Raw genomic sequence first — 17,761 nt, forward strand, 5'->3', positions numbered from 1 at the left:
GGTCAGTCCTCCTTGGTACGGTCCGGGTCCAACTGGGCAAAAGGCCCGATCATGCTGCCGACGAAGCCACCCGCCTGTGCGGTGCTGAGCATGCTGGCGTCATCGTTGCGGCGTAGCGTCTGCCAGCCGCGACCATCGGCATCGAAGGCGAAGCTGTACGCGCCGCCATCCCCAATGATCTGCAAGCGCAGTTGCGTGGTGACAGGCACGCGGGTGCGCGCCAAGGTTGTCGTGTTGGCGCCATCGCGCTTGTCGAGGAAAACGTCGAGCGCATCGCCGTTGCGGCGCACGCCAAGCGCATACCACGCGTTGGCGTTCTGAAACGCGGCCAGCCCGGCACTGACGCCGGAATGCGCGGGCACCGCCACCGCCGTGCTCGCGGTAAAGCGGGTGTGTTGCTGGCGACGTGCGAGAAAGGCCGGTGTCGCGGTGCTATCCAGGCCGTGCGTGCTGGCATGCAGCGTCAACCAACCGGAACGCGTGCGCAGGTCGGCCACATCCTCTTTGGGCACGCGCAGGAACAGCCACTCGCGCCGCAGCGTGGCGGTGTCGAAATCGTCATGCCAGCTGAAGTTGCCCGACAGCGGCGCTTGATCGATGTGCGGCTGCGTAGTGCGTGGTGCCTTGGCGCTGTACGGAATCGGCTTGCCGGCAGGCAGGATCGACGGCCAGCCATCGCGCCATTGCACCGGCAGCAAGAACGTTTCGCGCCCGGTGTTGTAACGGTCCTGCGCGTACGGGCGGCTGGCCAGAAATACCGCCCACCACTGCCCATCGGGTGTGTCCACCAGATCCACGTGTCCAGCATTGCTGATCGGGTGCGTGCGCTCGGCCGGCAGGTCGCGTTGGGTCAGGATGGGATTGTGCGGCGCCGCCTCAAACGGCCCCCACACGTTGCGACTGCGCAGCACCACCTGCGAGTGCTGCGGCCCGGTACCACCCTCTGCGCACGACAGGTAGTACCAGCCGTCGCGGTGATACAGGTGCGGGCCTTCGATCCAGATCGGCTTGCTGGCCAGATCCACGCCGCCGTTGAGCAACACCTTGCGCGGGCCGGTCGGTTGGTTGGTGGCGATGTCGAAGCGCTGCATCCAGATCGCGCGATGCCCCTTGTACAACGGCGTGCCTTCCGGTGGGCCGTTGTTGAGCAGATACGCGCTGCCATCGGTGTCGAAGAACAGCGACGGGTCGATGCCGTCGATGCCCGGCAGCCAGGTCAGTTGCGACCAGGGACCGGCGGCGTTGCTGGCGCTGGCGATAAAGTTGCCGCCGCTGTCGACCGAGGTTCCTACGACATAAAAGCGCCCGTCATGGTGGCGAATACTGGCGGCGAACATGCCACGCGAGACGGTCAGGCCGTCGTAGTTCAGCTGCTCACGCCGCTCGACCACGTTGCCGACCTGCGTCCATTGCACCAGATCGCGGCTCTCGAACACCGGAATCGCCGGGAAATACGCAAACGTGGAATTGACCAGGTAATAGCGATCGCCCACACGCGTGATGCTGGGGTCCGGGTAGAACCCGGCCAGCACCGGGTTGCGGTAATGGCCAGCCGGCAACGGCGTGGCGAACACCGCATCGTCGCCGCGATAATCGAACCAATCGAAGGCAACCTCGGCCTGCGCCTGCGCGCGCGCAGGCGAGGTCAACGCCACCAGCAGTGCCGCAACCACGGCCGGCAGCAGGCGCATCACCAGTCCCACATCGCGCCGTCTTCCAGGCGTGCGACCGGCAATTGCTTGGGCACATACGGATACTTGGCAGCCAGCGCCTCGTCGATCTCCACGCCATGCCCGGGCGTTTCGCCGCAATGCAGGCGGCCGTCCCGGAACAGGTAATCGTGCGGGAACACCGCGTTGGCTTCGTCGGAATGGAACATGTATTCCTGGATGCCGAAGTTGGGCACCCAGGTGTCGAAGTGCAATGCCGCGCCCATGCACACCGGCGACAGATCGGTGGCGCCGTGGAAGCCGGTGCGCACCTGATGCAGCGCGGCGAAGTCGGCCAGGCGACGCACGTGGGTGATGCCGCCGGCGTGGACAATCGTGGTGCGGATGTAGTCGATCAGCTGCTGTTCGATCAGGTGCTTGCAGTCCCAGAGTGAGTTGAACACCTCGCCCACCGCCAATGGCGTCACTGTGTGCTGGCGGATCACTTCGAATGCGCGTTGATTCTCCGCAGGTGTGGCGTCTTCCAGCCAGAACAGGCGGTACGGCTCCAGGTCGCGGCCCAGGCGCGCGGCCTCGATCGGGGTGAGCCGGTGATGCGCGTCGTGCAGCAGCTCGATCTCATCGCCATGGTCGCTGCGCAATTGCTCGAACAGTTTCGGCACCACACCGAGATAGCGCGGCGTGGACCATACCGTTTCGGTCGGCAGTTCGCTTTCGGCCGGCTCGTACGGTTTGCCGCCGCTGGAAATGCCGTAGGTCTTCTTGATGCCGGGCACGCCGCATTGTGCGCGGATGGCGATAAAGCCCATCTCGCGGAAGCGGCCCACTTCGTCGCTGGTTTCGGCGATGTCGCGGCCGTTGGCGTGGCCATAGACCAGCGCACCTTCGCGCGAGCGCCCACCGAGCAGCTGATACAACGGCATGCCGGCCATCTTGCCCAGGATGTCCCACAGCGCCACGTCCACCGCGGCAATCGCGCTCATCGTCACCGGGCCACGGCGCCAATACGCACCGCGATAGAAGAACTGCCAGATATCTTCGATGCGTCCGGCATCGCGGCCGATCAGGTTCGGTACCAGGTGTTCCTGCAGGTACGCCGCCACGGCCAGCTCGCGGCCATTGAGCGTGGCATCGCCCAGCCCGGTGATGCCGGAGCGGGTGCGGATCTTCAAGGTGACGAAGTTGCGGCCGGGGCAGGTGACGATGACGCGCGCCTCCACGATCTCGCGATCGCGGGCAGAGCCTTGCAGCGGAGCGGGGGAATCGGGAATCTGGGACATCGTGGTCTCGCTCAGGGGGAAGTGACGGCGGTAACGGGAAGTTCGAACGGACCGGCGGGCAGGCCGCTGCGGTCGTACAACGTGCATACCGGGCTGTCGGCCCAGCAATAGCGCACGCGCGTGGGATCCAGGCCGGAAGGAACGCGCAGACTGATGGCGTGGTCGTGCAGCGTGGCGCTGGCATAGCGGCAGCTGCGTGCGGCATCGCCGCAGATTTCGAAACCGATCGGCGCATCGGCGCCATAGCTCAGCAGCGCCGTATCCACATCGTCGAAGGCGATGCTGACGGTGTCGCCCTCACGTCGCACGCGACGCGGCACCGGGCCCGATGGCGCGATCGCCTCGCCATACACCACATGGCGCGCCGCACGCGCCAGGCGCCGGCCCAGCTCCTGTTTGTTGGCCGGATGGATGTCGTAGCGATCGCCGATATCGATCGTCACCGCCAGGCCGGCGTGTGCATCGCTGGCGACAAAGCGCCGTTGCGCCTCGCGCAGTTGCGCCCAGCCGCTGTCCACCGGCGCTGCGGACGGTGCGCCGTAATTGGCCAGTTGCACCACCAGCAACGGCAGCGTCGCGCCGAAACGCTGTCTCCAATCGCGTTGCCATGCCGTCAGCAGCGCAGGGTAATGCGCCGCATCGCCGGCATTGGATTCGCCCTGGTACCACAGCACGCCGCGCAGCCCGAGGTGACCGAGCGGGGCGATCATGCCGTTGTACAAGGTGGTCAGCCCGGCCGCCGACGACCACGGTGCGCGCGGCGGCGTGCCCACTTGCGGCGGCACGATGCGGTACTGCCAGGGCGCGGTCAGCGGCAGCGTGCTGCCGTCGGCAAACTGCAGGGCACGCGATGAGGCATCCCCCAACAGCCCGCCACGCCGATAAGTGTTGAGCACATTGACCACGATGCTGTTGCGCCCGGCATGCAGCCGCCCGCGCGCGAGACGGTAGCGACGCGGCTGATCGGCCCCGTAGGTACTGCCCACACCTTCGCCGTTGACCCAGGTCTGGTCCAACTCATCCACCGGGCCAAGCAGCAAGGTGGCGTCCTGTGCGGCTTGCGCCTCGGTCAGCGCGACACTGGTGCGGTACCAGACCATGCCATTGAAGCCGACCAACTGCGGCACGCCCCAGTCGTCCCATGCGCCCAACGCGGCCGGTGCGTCTTGCCAGGCGCCAGGCGCATCCGGTTGCCAGGGTTCGCCATCGCCGTGGGCATGCCACCAGGTCTCCCACAGCGCGCCCCAGCGCGGCGCAGCAGCCACCGGGTCCACCGCGTAACGCGCCAGCACATCCAGTGCCGGGCCATCGTCGCCGGCAGCGCGCAAGGCCGTTTCGCCGATCCATGCCTGCAGTTGCGAGCCGCCCCATGAGGCATTGATCAGGCCCATCGGCACATCGACTTTCTTCTGCAGCTCGCGCGCAAAGTAGTAACACGCCGCCGAAAAATCCTTCACCGTCTCCGGCGTGGTGAGCTGCCAGCGCGCGTCACCGGCGAAGGTACGCTGCGGGGTCGGGCTGGATTGCGCGGGCACCTTGAACATGCGGATGCGCGGGTTATCGGCATCGGCGATCTCGCTGCGCGAATCCAGCGAGCGGTGTACTTGCAATTCCATGTTCGATTGCCCCGAACACAGCCACACATCGCCAATCAGCACGTCGCTCACTTGCTGTACCGCGCCATCGTTGGTGCTGGCGCGCAAGCTGTACGGGCCGCCGGCAGTGTGGGCCGGCAGGCGCGCTTCCCAATGGCCGTCACGGTCTGCACGTGTGAGGACCGGTTGTGCATCCAGCTGCACCTTCACCCGTTCGCCGGGCGCCGCGTTGCCCCAGACACGGATCGGCGCATCGCGCTGCAACACCACATGGTCCTGGAACAGCGCATGCAGCAGCGGTGCATCGGTTGCGTGCGCACAACGGGTTGCCAGCGATACCGACAGTGCCGCGATGACAACGGCAAGCGTGCGTGCGCTCATTTCGGGTGCCCCGGTGCATACGGAAATTTCAATGCCTGGTAGTACGCCAGCGGATGCGCGGGCGGCACCGTCCCTGGCGGCAACGCACGCCCGGAGACCTGTTGAAAATACGCAATGCTGGCATCGCGCCACCACTGCGCTTCGTCCTGCTGGATCGCCAGGAAAGCGGCCACCTGTCGATAACGCTGCGCATCGATCCTGCCGGCAAGGCCCTGCCATGTCGCGCGCATGGCACGCACCTCCTCCACACCGTGGTCGTAGTGCCACACCAGCTCGTCCCATAACGGCCGCCCGGAGGCCATGCGGTGATCCCACCGCACATGGTGGAACCACAGCAAATCGCGCTCCGGCACCCGCTGCACATCGCCGAACACGCGTGCCACCGGTGCGGCGTACTGCGCCACTGCATTGCTGCCGCTGGCACTGCGATCGAAGCCAATCCCGTTGCGGTCGGCGCGGTGGTAGTAGACCGGGTCCCAATCGGGGCGCTGGCTGCCGGCGTCCCATGGGGCGGGTCCGTAATGGTGGCCGCGCCCCATCAGGTGGTGCAGGCCGAGCGGGGTCATGTAGTCCACCACCGCCTCGCGCGAGCGCATCATCATCGACACGATCGCTGTTACCACGTCCGTCTCGTTGGAGAAGCTCATGCGCACCCACTCCTGCGCGATGGTCTGCGGCGACAGGTCCGGATTCCAGGCCAGCCGCCCGAACGCATACCAGTTGGCCTGGTCGAAGATCGAGCCGCTCCAGTTGCGGTCCGCCCCGATATTGGCCACCCCGGCAATGCCGGTCAGCCGCGTGCGACCGGCCTCCTTGAACAGGCTGCCATCCACGGTCCTGGCAACCGTCGAGCCCTTGCCGCGCGCATAGGTGTCGGCTTGCAGGGTTTCGGCAAACAGCGTGCCCAGATAGGCCAGATGGGTGGAAAACCCCAGGTATTCCTTGGTGATCTGAAACTCCGGCATCAACGGCGTCTTGCGCATCGCGCCGAACAGCGGATGGAACGGCTCGCGCGGCTGGAAGTCGATCGCCCCGTTCTTGACCTGCACGATCACGTTGTCGCGAAATTTTCCATCCAGCGGCATGAACTCGCTATACGCCTGCTTGGCGCGGTCATCTGGCTGCTCATGCGAATAGACGAACGCGCGCCACATCACCACCCCACCGTGCGGCGCCAGTGCATCGGCCAGCAGATTGGCACCGTCGGCATGGCTGCGTCCGTAATCCTGCGGGCCGGGTTGGCCTTCGGAATTGGCCTTGACCAAAAAGCCGCCAAAATCCGGGATACGCGCGTAGATCGCGTCGGCTGTGTGGCGCCACCACTGCTGCACCTGCGGATCCAGCGGGTCGGCAGTTGTCAGTCCACCGATCTCGATCGGCGCACTGAAGCGCGCGCTGAGAAACACACGGATGCCATAGGGACGAAACACCTTGGCCAATGCCGCCGCCTTGTCCAGGTACTGCGGGGTCAGGCTCAAGGCGTTGGCGTTGACGTTGTTGAGCACGCTGCCGTTGATGCCGAGCGATGCGTTGGCGCGCGCATAGTCGGTATAGCGCGGATCCAGGTAGCCGGGCAGGGTCTGCCAGTTCCACAGCGAGGCACCGGCATAGCCGCGTTCGACCACGCCATCGAGGTTGTCCCAGTGATTGAGCATGCGCAGCTGCAGACGCGGGGATTGGCGCACATCCAGCGCGGCGATCGATTGGCCGGTCTGCAGCAGGCGCAGGAAATGGAATGCTCCGTATAACGCCCCGACATCGCTGCCACCGACAATGGCAGTGACGCGATGCCCGTCCACGCTGACGCTGCGAATCAGATAGCCATCGCGGCCGAGGCCGGTGGTCTTCAATGTCAACGCTGCGATCTGCGGCGCCGTGGCCGCGCCCAGCAGGATGGCGCCATCGCGCGTGATGGCGGCAGACGACGGCGGCGCGCCACCAAGCAGGCCCGACAATCCGCGCTGCAATTCCTCGCGCGCCGCCTGCAAGGTCGCCGAGTCGCCAGCCACCACCAGCTCGCTTGCGCTGCTGCGCAACTGCGCTGCATTCGCCAGCGGTTGGTAGCGCAACCATAAATCGTAGCCGTCTTCGGCGTGCGCACGGGCACTGGCCAGCAGGCCGCTGCACAGCAGCGCGACCGCAAGCAGCCATTGCCGTGAAAATGCCAGGTAATCCGCGACGTAGCGCGCTATTGCACGTGCGCTCATGCTGCAGACTCCATCGCTCTCGATGCACGCGTCGGCGTATCGCCGCTCTGCCTGCTTCCCGGTACCATGCAGCGCATCGTCATGCATGCAGAAGACGCTTGCGTTCCCGCAGCGGTCTGTGTGCATCGTGCAAGTTCGTCACCCACTTGAAGAGGCCACGCTTGGAGAAGGTCAGGAAATCGGTCCGCCGCACCAGCCGCGCGACCACCATCGATGAGGTGGCGGCGCTGGCGAAGGTCTCGCCGATGACGGTCTCGCGCGTGGTCAACAACAACGGCAGCGTGCGCGATGCCACCCGCGCACGCGTGCTGCGCGCGGTCGACAAGCTGGGTTACACACCCAATCTGGCCGCCAGTGCGCTGGCCGCCGCACAGAGCACGCGCATCGCGTTGATCTACAGCGACCCCAGTGGCGCGTACTTGCGTGAGTTGCTGTTGGGCGTGTTGCGGGTTGCCTCGCGTACCTCGATCCAGTTGGTCATCGATTGCTGGGACGACCTGGACGCCGATGCCGAACGCAAGGCAGCGCGCAAACTCGCCAAGGGCGTGGCCGGGGTGATCCTGCCGCCACCGTTGTGCGAATCCAGGGCGGCCGTGCTGGAACTGGTGCGTGCCAAAGTGCCGGTGGTGGCGATCGCCTCCAACCATTTCAGTCCCGACGTGGCCTGCGTGCGCATCGACGAATTCGCCGCCGCCAAAGAGATCACCGAGCATCTGATCGCGCAGGGACATACGCGCATCGGCTATATCGCCGGGCATCCCAACCTGTCCGCCAGCACGCGACGCTTCGAAGGCTTTCAGGCCGCGCTGGCCGACGCCGGCCTGCGTCTGGATCGGCATCTGGTGCAACCGGGCGACTACACCTACAAGTCTGGCCTGGTCGCGGCCGAAAAATTGCTGGCGCGCAAACGCCGCCCCAGCGCCATCTTCGCCAGCAACGACGACATGGCTGCCGCTGCAATTTCGGTTGCGCATCGCCGTGGGCTGGATGTGCCGCGCGATCTGTCGGTGGTCGGTTTCGACGACACCTCCGCTGCCACTGCCGTCTGGCCCGAACTCACCACCGTGCAGCAGCCCATCGCCGCCATGGCCGATGCCGCGCTGGATATCCTGTTGAAGACGATTCGCGCCAAGGAGCGCACGGCGATGGTCGATCATGTGGTGGCGCACCTGCTGGTCAAGCGGGATTCGGTCGCCGCACCGGCGGCGGATACGACGCAATAGCCCTAACGCTGCACGCCTGCATGGGTGCAGACGGCAGGTGATCGCATGCATGTGCCAAGCGATCACCTACACAGCATCAACGCGTCAGATACTGATTGATGAGGTTCTCGTAGGCTTCCTGACGGCCGCTGAGTTGCTTGGGCTCGTTACCGGCTGCGTGCTGGGCCACATCCACCAACGTGCTGGTGCCATCGGCGAACGCCGCACCGGCACCGCTGTCGAAGCTGGCGTAGCGCTCCTTGCGCCAGGTTTCCAGCGGCGAGGAGGTCAGCAGCGCATCGGCCACTTCCAGCCCACGTGCGAACGCGTCCATGCCGCCGATATGGGCCAGGAACAGGTCCTGCGGATCGGATGATTCGCGCCGCACCTTGGCATCGAAATTCAGCCCGCCCGGTGCCAGCCCGCCCTGCCGCAGCACCACCAGCATCGCGCCGACGGTGTCGTACAGGTCGGTCGGGAACTGGTCGGTGTCCCAGCCGTTCTGCGGGTTGCCACGGTTGGCATCGATGCTGCCGAGCAGGCCGGCATCGGAGGCGACTTGCAGGTCGTGCTCGAAGCTATGGCCCGACAGCGTGGCATGGTTGGCTTCGATATTGAGCTTGAAGTCCTGGTCCAGGCCATGCTGGCGCAGGAAGCCGATCACGGTGGCGCTGTCGAAGTCGTACTGGTGCTTCATCGGCTCCATCGGCTTGGGCTCAATCAGGAAATTGCCTTTGAAGCCGATCGCACGGCCGTAGTCGCGCGCCAGGGTCAGGAAGCGCGCCATGTGGTCCTGCTCGCGCTTCATCTGGGTGTTGTGCAAACACGCATAGCCTTCGCGGCCACCCCAGAACACGTAGTTTTCGCCACCGAGTGCGACGGTGGCATCGATCGCGGCCTTGACCTGCACCGCCGCCCGCGCCACCACATTGAAGTCCGGGTTGGTCGATGCACCATTCATGTAGCGCGGGTGCGAGAACAGGTTGGCGGTGCCCCACAACAGCTTGACGCCGGTATCGGCCTGGCGCTGCTTGGCGATGCCGACCATGTGCTGCAGGTTGCGCTCGTATTCGCCGATGTCGTCGGCATCGGGCGACAGGTCGATGTCGTGGAAGCAGTAATAGGGCACGCCGAGCTTGGTGAAGAACTCGAATGCGGCATCGGCCTTGGCTTCGGCACGATTGAGCGCGGTATTGCCTACATCCCACGGATACGCACGCGTGCCCGGGCCGAACGGATCGGCGCCGTTGCCGCAGAAGCTGTGCCAATAGGCCACCGCAAAGCGCAGGTGCTCGGCCATGGTCTTGTCGCCGATCTTTTTATGCGCGTCGTAGACCTTGAAGGCCAGCGGGTTGTCCGAGTCGCGGCCTTCGAAGCCGATCTTGCCGATGCCGGGGAAATATTCTTTGGCGCCGATGTAGACGGTGTTGCTCATGGGGTGAAGCTCCTGCAGAAGGGGAGGGGAACAGTGAAAGGCGTCACTACCAAGAACGGATCGCTGTGCGACTCGGCCAAGGCGCATCCAGCATCGCCATGGCGTGTTGCCAGCGCGCTCTGTCAGCCAGCCATGGCATACGCGTCGATGCATTGCAGCGTCTGCGCGATGCGAAATGTTAGCGCTACCACAATCGCGACTGAAAAAAGCCGCGCGATGGAGCGAAGCCGAAGATGCCATGCCTATCCCGAGGGAAGCGGTCTGCCCGACTTTACCCAGCCCGGCGCCGAAAGGCTTGCTGCGCTGCGAGATACGACCTGTTCCGTAGCCACTGCGCTAGGTGGCAGGTGCTGTGATGGTGGGGCTGCCCTCACCCGCCCTTCGGGCACCCTCTCCCGCATGCGGGAGAGGGGCTTGGTCAGAGACTGGTCTGGCCGGTTGGATATGGAGCGCGCGCTGGCGGAAGCAGGCACGCTCCCTTCCCCCGTTCACGGGGGAAGGTGCCCGCAGGGCGGATGGGGGCTGCCGTCCCGCCACCCATCCACCCATCCACCCATCCACCCGTCCGGCCCCTCAGCCACCATCCCCGGCAGCTACAATGGCCGGCTTATGACCGCTGTCCTGCCGCTGCCGCACCCCCTGGCCGACCCCGCGCCGCGCGACCCGCGTCAGCGGCTGCAGCGTGAGCAGGTGCGCCTGGGCAAACGCCTGCAACGCCAGGTGGGCCAGGCGATTGCCGATTTCGGCATGATCGCCGCCGGCGACAAGATCATGGTCTGCTTGTCCGGCGGCAAGGACAGCTACACCCTGCTGGATATGCTGCTGCAGTTGCAGCGCAAGGCGCCGGTGCCGTTCACCCTGGTGGCGGTGAATCTGGACCAGAAGCAGCCCGACTTCCCTGTCGATGTGCTGCCGACCTATCTGCGCGGGTTGGACGTGCCGTTCGATATCGTCGAACAGGACACCTATTCGGTGGTCAGCCGGGTCATCCCGGCCGGCAAGACCATGTGTTCGCTGTGCTCGCGGCTGCGGCGCGGCGCGTTGTACGCCTACGCACAGGCGCATGGCGTGACCAAGATCGCGCTTGGCCATCACCGCGACGATATCGTGGCCACGTTTTTTATGAATCTGTTTCACCATGCCCGGCTCGCGGCGATGGCACCCAAGCTGCGCAGTGACGACGGCCAGCATGTCGTGATCCGCCCGCTGGCCTATGTGCGCGAAGCCGATATTGCCGCGTACGCGCAGGCGCGCCAGTTCCCGATCATTCCGTGCAACCTGTGCGGCAGCCAGCAAAACCTGCAGCGCCAGCAGGTCGGCAGGATGTTGCAGCAGTGGGACCGCGAGCAGCCCGGGCGGGTCGAGCAGATCGCCCGCGCGCTGGCCGATGTGCGCCCCGAGCAACTGGCCGACCGCAGGCTGTTCGACTTCCTGTCGCTTGGCCGCAGCGGCGACGTGGCACCGTCTGATCCTGATCTCGATTCCACCGCGTGGTTGGCCGCCACCGACACCACACACGACAGCGACTGACGCGGCTCATCCGGTCAGCGTCCGTCTTCCACCCTCCACGTTTCTTTCTCTCTTCGGTCCAACGCATGTTCTTTCGCAATCTCACCTTGTTCCGCTTTCCCACCACGCTGGATTTTTCCGAAATCGATACGCTGCTGCCGCAAGTGCAGCTCAAGCCGGTCGGCCCGCTGGAAATGAGTTCGCGCGGTTTCATTTCCCCGTTCGGCCGCGACGAGCAGGAGCTGCTCTCGCACCGTCTGGAAGATTTCCTCTGGCTCACCGTCGGTGGCGAGGACAAGATCCTGCCCGGCGCGGTGGTCAACGATCTGCTCGAGCGCAAGGTCGCCGAGATCGAAGAAAAGGAAGGCCGTCGCCCCGGCGGCAAGGCACGCAAGCGCCTCAAGGACGACCTGATCCATGAGCTGCTGCCGCGCGCCTTCGTCAAGAGCTCGCGCACCGATGCCATCCTGGACCTGCAGCACGGCTACATCGCGGTCAACAGCTCCAGCCGCAAGAGCGGCGAGAACGTGATGAGCGAGATCCGCGGCGCGCTCGGCAGCTTCCCTGCGCTGCCGTTGAACGCCGAAGTCGCACCGCGCTCCATCCTCACCGGCTGGATCGCCGGCGAGCCCTTGCCCGAAGGCCTGAGCCTGGGCGAAGAGTGCGAGATGAAGGATCCGATCGAAGGCGGCGCGGTGGTCAAGTGCCAGCATCAGGAACTGCGCGGCGACGAGATCGACAAGCATCTGGAAGCCGGCAAGCAGGTCACCAAGCTGGCGTTGGTGCTGGACGACAACCTGTCGTTCGTGCTCGGCGACGATCTGGTGATCCGCAAGCTCAAGTTCCTCGATGGCGCACTGGACCAGCTCGAACACAGCGACGACGACGGCGCGCGCGCCGAGCTCGATGCGCGCTTTGCGTTGATGAGCGCAGAAATTCGCCGCCTGTTCCTGCTGCTGGAAACCGCGTTGAAGCTGAGCAAGGCCGAGTAACCAGGACGCCGCACCGTGGCGGCGTCGAGGCGCGATCCGAGCTTCAGTCAAACGCGCGGGGAGTCGAGGGGCGCGCTGCCCTGACCGCTTGCGGGACACGCCGTGCATCCCTTGATGGAGGATCCTTGGCGGCATTCATGCCACCAAGGATCCCGCAAGCCGGGAGGACACCGCGCCAGAAAGTTAATCGTTGGTCGGGTAGAAAACCTGCTTGCCGCTCGACGTGTATCGGACGTCGAACCGGTGGCTCAGCATCGAAGATGCACACATCACGCACTGCTCTTGGCCGTGCACACCGACCCTCTCGACTGGTCCTTGTCCGCCGACTGTCGCGGGACCTTATGCGGCATGGATGCCGCATAAGAGCCTCCATGGACGGATTCACGGCGTGTCCCGCGACGGTCGGCGGGCAAGGGCTCCGCAGCCAGGCCGCAGAGCCGCTGCTCTGCAACCGACCCATTCCCACCGCTCGATCACCTGTCAAGGTGACCGAGAGTTCGACCTTCAGCAGTATCTGGATGTTTCAACGCCGCCTTGGTCGGGGGCGCGCTGCCCTCTCCGCACCGCCAGCGTGGTCGTATGCTGATGGGAACCGCAATGCCTGCCGCGCGCACTTGGCGATGAGCGTAGTCGTTGTTTCCTGCTCCAAGTGACGCCAACAATGGCCCGGTACCGGCGTCCACCGCGCCTGGTCACGCATCGACGCTGTTGGCATGGGCGCGGCTCGCACACTGCGCGGACCATGCACACGTCGTTGTGGCGCGTGCGTCCAAACGGTTTGGGCTGCGTGTCGCGCATTGCGTCAGGGAGGGCGTGATGGATGCAGTGTCGCCGCAGCGCGCGCGCCCGCCGTCATCGGATACATCAATCGCTCCGTCTTACCACCTGACACATCCCGGCGCTATCCTGTGCGCATGTTCAAGCCCGTCCGCCGCCTTATCGCGCCCGTCCCGCAGGTTGTCGAACGCGATTGCGTACAGGTGCAACTGGACGGGCGCGAGATCGCAGTGCTGCGCGTGCGCGACCCGCGTGCGCGGCGCATCAAGCTCAGCGTGGACGAACGCGGCGCGCGGCTGACCTTGCCGATCCGCGCAAGCCTGGTCTCCGGGGAACGGTTTCTGCATGCGCATCTGGACTGGCTGAGTACCCAGTTGTCGCGGTATCAGCAGGTCGATGCCTTGCCTGCGCTGGAGCGTGGCGTTCCCGGTGTGTTGCCATTGCGCGGTGCCTTGCTGCCGCTCAGTTGGCATGAGGGGCGCTATGCGCGTATCGAGACGACCGACGCAGGCGCGCACTTCCATCTTCCCGCGCGATTGGGCGATGCCGGTTTACGCCGCACCCTCAAGGAATTCTACGAATCGCAGGCGCGCGCCGATGTCGGCCGCTGGTTGCCGAGCTATCTGCCCGGCTTGCCGCGCGCACCGGCACGGGTACGCTTGAAGGTGATGTCCTCGCAGTGGGGCTCGCTCGCACCCGATGGCTCGATGGCGCTGGATCTGGCGCTGGTGCTCGGTCGCTCTTCCGCGTTCGAATACGTGCTGGTGCACGAGCTCTGCCATCTGCTGCAGGCCAACCATTCGCCGGCGTTCTGGGCCGAAGTGGAGCAGCGCTTCCCTACCTGGCGCGACGAACGCAGTTACTTCCACGAACACGGCCGCCAACTCAAGGCGCAGCTGCGGCGTATGTTGCAGGCAGAGTGAGCGTGGCCGCTGTTGCGCAGGCTGCGGCCCTGGCGACAACCACCGGCAGAGCTTCAGCCAGCAGTGGCGCGTGCACAGGTGGACTCCGTGCCAGTTGGCGCCTCCTTATCGATGCCCATAACGCGACCGGCGCGCAGCGCGTCGTGAACTGCAGGCGTTGCCGCTACGTCCACTGGTACGCCGCGGCCCTGACGACCTGCCGACAAGCCAACGGCGACAGCCAGGGAAAGCGCTGCATCAGCGCCGTGCCGACCGTGGTCGCCGCAGTAGCCAGATCGTTGGCCGACAGCCACTGATCGGATCGATGAACCGTTGTCCACACCTGTTGCAGCAGTTGCCGGTCGTTGTCGTCCAGCCGCGGGTCTGCGCAGACGCTGCCGACGAATGTCCAGGGCGTATTCCACGCGTCGAAGGACGCGATGGCGGCGACAAGGTTTTCAGCAGTACGCATTGCGCTACCTGATCCCGTTGGAGGGTGGAGTGGCCGACACGCCGCCGCTGCGCAAGCGCCGGCAATCGCTACATCCCCATGACCCAACGCGCCATGCAGAGGCGTGCGTGAACGCCGGCGCCATCGGTCTGTGCTCAGCCGCGCGGCGGCAACTCGGCCAGAAACCCGTTGATTATTGCTGCCACCGCCGCAGGGGTTTCCATATGCACATGGTGCGTGCCCGGCAGCAGTTGCAGGCGCGCGTCGCGCATCAGCGCCACACGGTGATCGCGCAGCGTTTCGGGGAAATACACCTGCGCCGGCGTGGCGAAGATCGCCTGGGTCGGGCAGGCGACGGAGGCCAGCAGCACATCGATCTGCGCTTCGGTCATGCGGATGGCGGTCGGCAGGGTCAGGCGCGGGTCGATGCACCAGCTGTAGCCGCCTTCGACCACGCGCAGGCCGCGTTCCACCAGCAGCCGTGCGGCCGGCTCGGTGAGCTGATTGGCCATCATGCGCGCGCGCACCGGCATCTCCATCGACGGAAACACCCGCAGCGGTTGCTGCGCCAGCGTGCGGGCCGAGGCCACCGCATCGCGCAGGCGCGTTGCGGTGCTTTCCACCGGCTCGGCCAGTGCGCCCAAGGCCTCGATGGCGATCAAGGCGTCCACGCGCTCCGGCGCGGCGGCCGCCAGCAGGCTGGCGACGCCGCCGCCCAGCGAATGGCCGAGCACGCTGAAACGGTCCCAGCCCAGAGCATCGGCCACCTGCAACAAAATGCCGATCGCGCTGCTGAGCGTGTACTCGGCACCGATCGGCAACCACGCGCTGTGGCCATGGCCGGGCAGGTCGAGCAACACCAGGTCCAGGTCCTGTGCATGCAGGTGCGCGCTCAGCGGCAGGAAACTGGCGGCGTTATCGAGCCAACCATGCAGCGCCAGCATCCGGCGCGGGCCGCGCTCGTGATTGCGCAACCCTGTGATCCGACCAATCGGCAGATCGCACGCAAACGGCTCCAACCTCATACGCGACGTGCCAACGCGGCCAGTGCCTGCGCATGCGCAGGGCTGGCGTTGAGACACGGGATATAGCTCAGTGTGGCGTTACGCTCGGCCAGTGTTTCGGCAAAGCCCAAGGCCACTTCTTCAAGCGTTTCGAGGCAGTCGGTGGCAAAGCCGGGGCACACCAGATCGAAGCTGCGCACGCCGCCTTCGGCCAGTTTCCACAGCGTGGGCTCGGCATACGGTTGCAGCCAGCGTTCGGCGCCGAAGCGCGACTGATAGCCCATCTGCCATTCGTCCGCGCCCAGGCCCAACGCGCTAACGATCGCCTGCGCGCTGCGTTCGCATTGCTGCGGATACGGGTCGCCGGCATTGGCCACGCGCTGCGGCAGGCCGTGGAAGGAGAACATCAGCTTCTCGCTGCGCCCGTGCGCCTGCCAATGCGCGCGGATCGAATCGGCAATCGCCGCGACCCAGCCGGCGTCTTCGCAATAGTCCTGGATCACCTCCACCGCGATCTCCGGCGCGCTCGGGCGCCAGGCATCGATCACGTCCTGGATCGAGGCGGTGGTGGTGGTCGAATACTGCGGATACAGCGGCAGCACCACGATGCGCTTGATGCCGCGCGCACGCAGGCCGTCCAGCGTCTTGCGCAGCGCGGGCTGGCCGTAACGCATGGCCCATTCCACATGCCAATCGGGCATCACCTCTTTCAGTCCCTCGGCCAGACGGCGCGTGTACACCGCCAGCGGCGAGCCGTCCGGCAACCACACCTTGGCGTATTTCTCCGCCGACTTGGGGCCGCGGATCGGCAGGATCACGCCGTACAGCAGCGGTTTCCAGAACAGCGGCGGAATCGCGACCACGCGGCGGTCACTGAGGAACTCGGCCAGGTAGCGGCGCACGGCCGGGGCGGTGGGCGACTCGGGGGTGCCGAGGTTGACGACCAGCAGGGCGGTATCGGGGGTGGTGTTCATGCGCACCATTCTGGCAGAGCGCAGCAGTGCTGCCGAGGACAGCGTGTCGATCGGACGCATTGAGCGCATCTGCCGACCCGGTTGCGCTCACCACCGATTCATTGCGCCGCGACTAACGTCACCTGGTTGATTTATCTTTGCTGGATTGTCCTTTGGAGCTTGTCATGCCTCGTTTGTCGCGCCTGGCCCTGTTGTTGTCGCTGACCTTCGCCGCCGGCCATGCCGTCGCCGGCCCGGAAGAGGACCAGCGCGCACGTAACGCGGTGCGGGTGCTCAGCGAGATCATGAAGATTCCCGAGCAGGCCATCCCGGACAAGTTGCTCGACGAAGCGCGCGCCATCGTGGTCATCCCGGACACGCTCAAGGCCGGCCTGGTGATCGGCGGCCGTCGCGGCCACGGCCTGATGTCGATGAAAAACCCCGACGGCAGCTGGTCGCAGCCGGTGTTCGTCAAGCTCACCGGCGGCAGCATCGGCTTCCAGGCCGGCGTGCAGTCCTCCGACGTGGTGCTGGTGTTCCGCAACGACCGCAGCCTGGACAACATCGTCAACGGCAAGTTCACCCTCGGCGCCGATGCCGGCGTGGCTGCAGGCCCGGTGGGCCGCAATGCCGCCGCCGCCACCGACGGCCAGCTCAAGGCCGAAATCTGGTCCTGGTCGCGTGCCCGTGGCCTGTTTGCCGGCGTCGCGCTGGATGGCGCGGTGCTGCAGATCGACGATGCCGCCGATCTGAATGCGTACGGTGGCGGCGCCACCCCGCGCATGATCTTCGAAGGCCGCACCAACGAGCGCCCGTCCACCGACGTGATCGCCTTCCGCGACCGCCTGGAAGAGGCCACCTACACCGCACGCGCCAATCGCGGCACCGACGGTGCGGGTACCGCGCCGCCATCGCCCACTGCACCGCCGGCCCAGGCACAGGCACCAACACAGGCACCATCGTCCCCGCCACCGCCGGCCAATGAAGCCAGCACGGTACCGATGCAGCCCGCCGCCACGCCCCCGCCGCAGCAGGGATTCCAGCCGGTGTCCGACGGCGAAATCCGCACCGAATCGCTGGACGGCAACCGCTGACGCGCTGTCATCCCCCTGCGCGGTGCGCTGGGGTATCCTGCGTCTTCCTTCTTCTTCAGCAAGCGAGCAGATCATGGGCGGTTTCAGCATTTGGCACTGGCTGATCGTGCTGGTGATCGTGTTGCTGGTGTTCGGTACCAAGCGGCTCACCAGCGGTGCCAAGGATCTCGGCAGCGCGGTCAAGGAATTCAAGAAAGGCATGCACGACGACGACAAGCCGGCCGGGAAGCTCGGCGACGACTCGCGCACTGCCGAGCAGGCGCGCGAGGCGCAGGCCGAACGCGACCGCGACGCGCGCTGATCCGGAGC

General features: G+C 65.8%; 14 protein-coding genes. 6 read left to right on the forward strand and 8 right to left on the reverse strand.

All coding sequences use genetic code 11. The annotated features are described in order from the left end of the window. Positions 1 to 2: 2 nt before the first annotated feature. The 4 genes from GGR61_RS05835 to GGR61_RS05850 are packed head-to-tail and all read right to left on the reverse strand — an operon-like array spanning position 3 to position 7,133. Complete coding sequence (locus GGR61_RS05835; protein ID WP_184620772.1) at positions 3 to 1,691, reverse strand: glycoside hydrolase family 43 protein; 1,689 nt, start codon at positions 1,689 to 1,691, stop codon at positions 3 to 5. Then, entirely contained in the window at positions 1,691 to 2,950 is a 1,260-nt protein-coding gene (gene manD, locus GGR61_RS05840; RefSeq protein WP_184620773.1) for a D-mannonate dehydratase ManD, read from the reverse strand. Before manD ends, GGR61_RS05835 begins: the two co-directional genes overlap by 1 nt. Positions 2,951 to 2,961: 11 nt before the next feature. Next, positions 2,962 to 4,926: a sialate O-acetylesterase gene (locus tag GGR61_RS05845; protein WP_184620774.1), complete on the reverse strand. Its 1,965-nt coding sequence runs from the start codon at positions 4,924 to 4,926 to the stop codon at positions 2,962 to 2,964. Then, positions 4,923 to 7,133, reverse strand: a complete 2,211-nt coding sequence (locus GGR61_RS05850) for an alpha-glucuronidase family glycosyl hydrolase (RefSeq protein ID WP_184620775.1) — start codon at positions 7,131 to 7,133, stop codon at positions 4,923 to 4,925. Before GGR61_RS05850 ends, GGR61_RS05845 begins: the two co-directional genes overlap by 4 nt. A gap of 161 nt (positions 7,134 to 7,294) precedes the next feature. Between GGR61_RS05850 and GGR61_RS05855 the strand changes: the two genes are divergently transcribed. Then, on the forward strand, positions 7,295 to 8,356 hold the full coding sequence (locus GGR61_RS05855) for a LacI family DNA-binding transcriptional regulator (RefSeq protein WP_184620776.1): 1,062 nt from the start codon (positions 7,295 to 7,297) through the stop codon (positions 8,354 to 8,356). A 76-nt stretch (positions 8,357 to 8,432) separates the two neighbouring features. On the opposite strand, the gene xylA is transcribed toward GGR61_RS05855, so the two are convergent. After that, the gene (gene xylA, locus GGR61_RS05860) at positions 8,433 to 9,770 is read right to left on the reverse strand and encodes a xylose isomerase (protein ID WP_184620777.1); all 1,338 of its coding nucleotides are present in this window, start codon (positions 9,768 to 9,770) and stop codon (positions 8,433 to 8,435) included. A gap of 609 nt (positions 9,771 to 10,379) precedes the next feature. On the opposite strand from xylA, the gene ttcA reads away from it, so the two are divergent. From ttcA to GGR61_RS05875, 3 genes are all read left to right on the forward strand, one after another. After that, positions 10,380 to 11,300, forward strand: a complete 921-nt coding sequence (ttcA, locus tag GGR61_RS05865) for a tRNA 2-thiocytidine(32) synthetase TtcA (RefSeq protein ID WP_184620778.1) — start codon at positions 10,380 to 10,382, stop codon at positions 11,298 to 11,300. 65 nt (positions 11,301 to 11,365) lie between these two features. After that, complete coding sequence (locus GGR61_RS05870) at positions 11,366 to 12,271, forward strand: recombination-associated protein RdgC (protein ID WP_184406561.1); 906 nt, start codon at positions 11,366 to 11,368, stop codon at positions 12,269 to 12,271. A 914-nt stretch (positions 12,272 to 13,185) separates the two neighbouring features. Then, positions 13,186 to 13,971 (forward strand): SprT family zinc-dependent metalloprotease, encoded by a 786-nt coding sequence (locus GGR61_RS05875; protein WP_184620779.1) that lies wholly within the window; start codon positions 13,186 to 13,188, stop codon positions 13,969 to 13,971. A gap of 163 nt (positions 13,972 to 14,134) precedes the next feature. Here the strand turns inward: GGR61_RS05875 and GGR61_RS05880 are convergent, their stop codons facing one another. From GGR61_RS05880 to hemH, 3 genes are all read right to left on the reverse strand, one after another. Then, positions 14,135 to 14,422 carry a hypothetical protein gene (locus tag GGR61_RS05880; protein WP_184620780.1) on the reverse strand — a complete coding sequence of 96 codons (288 nt, stop codon included), beginning with the start codon at positions 14,420 to 14,422 and terminating at the stop codon, positions 14,135 to 14,137. Positions 14,423 to 14,556: 134 nt separating this feature from the next. Continuing rightward, positions 14,557 to 15,420 (reverse strand): alpha/beta hydrolase, encoded by an 864-nt coding sequence (locus tag GGR61_RS05885; protein WP_184620949.1) that lies wholly within the window; start codon positions 15,418 to 15,420, stop codon positions 14,557 to 14,559. 2 nt (positions 15,421 to 15,422) lie between these two features. Further along, positions 15,423 to 16,388 (reverse strand): ferrochelatase, encoded by a 966-nt coding sequence (hemH, locus tag GGR61_RS05890; RefSeq protein ID WP_184406627.1) that lies wholly within the window; start codon positions 16,386 to 16,388, stop codon positions 15,423 to 15,425. A gap of 155 nt (positions 16,389 to 16,543) precedes the next feature. Here hemH and GGR61_RS05895 point away from each other — a divergent pair, with 155 nt between their 5' ends. Beyond that, on the forward strand, positions 16,544 to 17,452 hold the full coding sequence (locus GGR61_RS05895; RefSeq protein ID WP_184406557.1) for a YSC84-related protein: 909 nt from the start codon (positions 16,544 to 16,546) through the stop codon (positions 17,450 to 17,452). A gap of 73 nt (positions 17,453 to 17,525) precedes the next feature. After that, positions 17,526 to 17,753, forward strand: coding sequence for a Sec-independent protein translocase subunit TatA (gene tatA, locus GGR61_RS05900; RefSeq protein WP_003484969.1), 228 nt, complete (start codon positions 17,526 to 17,528; stop codon positions 17,751 to 17,753). Positions 17,754 to 17,761: the final 8 nt, after the last annotated feature.

It is taken from the genome of Xanthomonas sp. 3058 (assembly GCF_014199765.1).
Lineage (GTDB): Bacteria > Pseudomonadota > Gammaproteobacteria > Xanthomonadales > Xanthomonadaceae > Xanthomonas > Xanthomonas campestris_B.